Source organism: Clostridium liquoris (assembly GCF_002995785.1).
In the GTDB taxonomy this organism is placed as follows: domain Bacteria; phylum Bacillota; class Clostridia; order Clostridiales; family Clostridiaceae; genus Clostridium_AO; species Clostridium_AO liquoris.
In genome coordinates this window covers 1-2,663 of the sequence record NZ_PVXO01000056.1, presented here as the reverse complement: position 1 = coordinate 2,663, position 2,663 = coordinate 1, and the positions used below count along the sequence as shown (strand labels likewise).

2 protein-coding genes and 1 CRISPR repeat array are annotated in these 2,663 nt (G+C 28.8%); both genes read left to right on the top strand.

All coding sequences use genetic code 11. From position 1 onward, the window contains the following. Positions 1-284 precede the first annotated feature (284 nt). Positions 285-668 (top strand): RidA family protein, encoded by a 384-nt coding sequence (locus CLLI_RS10700; protein ID WP_106064208.1) that lies wholly within the window; start codon positions 285-287, stop codon positions 666-668. A 252-nt stretch (positions 669-920) separates the two neighbouring features. Next, a CRISPR array of direct repeats spans positions 921-1,989; the repeat unit is 30 nt; unit sequence GTTGAACTTTAACATAGGATGTATTTAAAT. A 202-nt stretch (positions 1,990-2,191) separates the two neighbouring features. Beyond that, positions 2,192-2,663: helix-turn-helix domain-containing protein (locus CLLI_RS10695; protein ID WP_170063709.1), on the top strand; the 472-nt coding region annotated here is incomplete at its 3' end.

Genomic DNA, 2,663 nt, shown 5'->3' with positions numbered 1-2,663 from the left:
AAAAATTAAGGGGATAAGTACGCCCTTTCGGGCCGCGGGCGAAGCCCTATTGGATAAAATTTTCAACTGAATTTATAATGGGAAAAATTCAAAAAATAAATTGCCCACTTTAACTTGACACAAACTAAATTTATTTTATTAATTGATTTATCAAATAACTGGTATATACTAGTATATAGGTAAGAAAATATAAAAGCTTAACTAATTAATAAGATGTCAAATAAATAAACACTTGCGAAATTCAGCAAGTCACAAAAAACATTAATTTAAAGGAGGAATAAAAAATGAAAAAGGTCATTTCAACAGATTTGGCACCTAAAGCCATAGGACCATATTCACAGGGGATAATGGTTGGAGATTTAATATTTTTATCAGGACAAATACCAGTAGATCCAGCCACAGGGGAAATAGTAACAGGAGATGACCCAATTGTTACTCAAACTCATCAATCAATGAATAATGTAAAGAATATATTAGAATCACAGGGATTGAGCTTTAATAATGTTATAAAGAGTACAGTATTTATAACAGACATGAATGATTTTCCAAAGGTAAATGAAGCATATGCACAATATTTTCAAGGAACTTATCCAGCTCGTTCATGTGTACAGGTAGGCAAATTACCCAAGGGCGCATTAGTAGAAGTTGAAGTAGTTGCACATAAGTAATAAATTTTCTAATGAAAAATTGAGGATGTACCTATTCAGGGCATCCTCAGTTTTTTAATTTTTTTCTATAACAATTATCCCAACTGAATTGCAAAACAAAAGTGTCAAAACCCTAATCATATCAATGATTTGCATAGTATTTTTGAAAAGAATATTTATTTTACAAAGTAGGTTGGGACATTTTCTGAAAAACCCTGAGCTTTCAATGGGTATATGCTATTGCTGATTTAAAAGAATGCTGATTTTACAGTGGTTGAACTTTAACATAGGATGTATTTAAATACTTTAAGTGGGGGAACTTCTCCAAACTACACTAGTTGAACTTTAACATAGGATGTATTTAAATACTTTTTTGTCCACTAAGTACAGCCTGCTATAACGTTGAACTTTAACATAGGATGTATTTAAATACTTAAAACTATTGAAAGCACTAAAACTGTTATAAGTTGAACTTTAACATAGGATGTATTTAAATGAACTATACCCATATCTCATACAGTTTGTAAAGAATGTTGAACTTTAACATAGGATGTATTTAAATTTAGCATTAAGCCCCATTTCTCCAAGCCATGATTGTTGAACTTTAACATAGGATGTATTTAAATGTTGAAACGTACCTGTATTAGTGCTATTCGACCAAGTTGAACTTTAACATAGGATGTATTTAAATTCTGCTAAGTTGTTAGTTTCATTAACTTTCTCTTGGTTGAACTTTAACATAGGATGTATTTAAATGAGATATAAAAGTCAAGTTTACTCCTAATATTCCGTTGAACTTTAACATAGGATGTATTTAAATGCAGTTAACAGCAATATGAAAAAATATGGTTATAATAGTTGAACTTTAACATAGGATGTATTTAAATTCTGTAGTACTAGATAACACACGTGTATTAGTAAGCGTTGAACTTTAACATAGGATGTATTTAAATCTGTCTATAAATTCTTTTAATGTTGGCAGATAGCCTGTTGAACTTTAACATAGGATGTATTTAAATTTAGATAAAAACGAATTAGAATTATCACAAGCTTGTTGAACTTTAACATAGGATGTATTTAAATAGCTTAAATTGCTTAAAAATTTTTAGACAGTATTTTGTTGAACTTTAACATAGGATGTATTTAAATTAGCTTAAGACTTAGTGAATTAGCAAATATTAAATTGTTGAACTTTAACATAGGATGTATTTAAATACTATTATAGTTACAACCACTATTAAATATGTTAGTTGAACTTTAACATAGGATGTATTTAAATTCATAATTATTAATTACATCATCTTCAACTTCTGTTGAACTTTAACATAGGATGTATTTAACATAATGGGCGGAATTCTTCCATCCTCTTAGGTGGAAGATGGATAGCCCTCTTATTATTTTAGGTTCGATACATAAAATAATAATTTCTCGATGAATTATCATAGATTATATATCCTAAAATAAGGAGTAAGGCTATAAATATGGTAAACAAATGAATTTAGATACAAGTTATAGGGGAAGAGTAATAAATGAGGTGAAAATCTGTGATTAAGAAAAATAAGGGGTATAAATTTAGGCTAAAACCTAATAAAGAACAAATGGTATACCTAGAGAAAGCTTTTGGTTGTAGTAGAAAAATGTATAACTTATATGTTGATATGCTGTATAAACAACTTGATGAGAAAAATTTTATTACCGGAAAAATTGATTACAAGGCTATACACTTGCCAACACCAGCAATAATAAAAAAAGGTTATGAGTATATGAAAGAAATAGATTCATTAGCTTTTGCAAATGTACAGCTTAATTTTAGGGATGCTATAAAAAAATACAATAGTGAATTTGATGGTAAAACATACTCAAAAAAAGCATTGAAGCAAGTTGAAACCTTAGGCAAAGAATTAACATTCAAGGACTTAAAAGGTATTCCAAACTTCAAAAGTAAAAGAAAAAACCAGGATTCTTTCACCACCAATAATCAAAATGGCACTGTATCAATAGTAGATGAAAAGTATG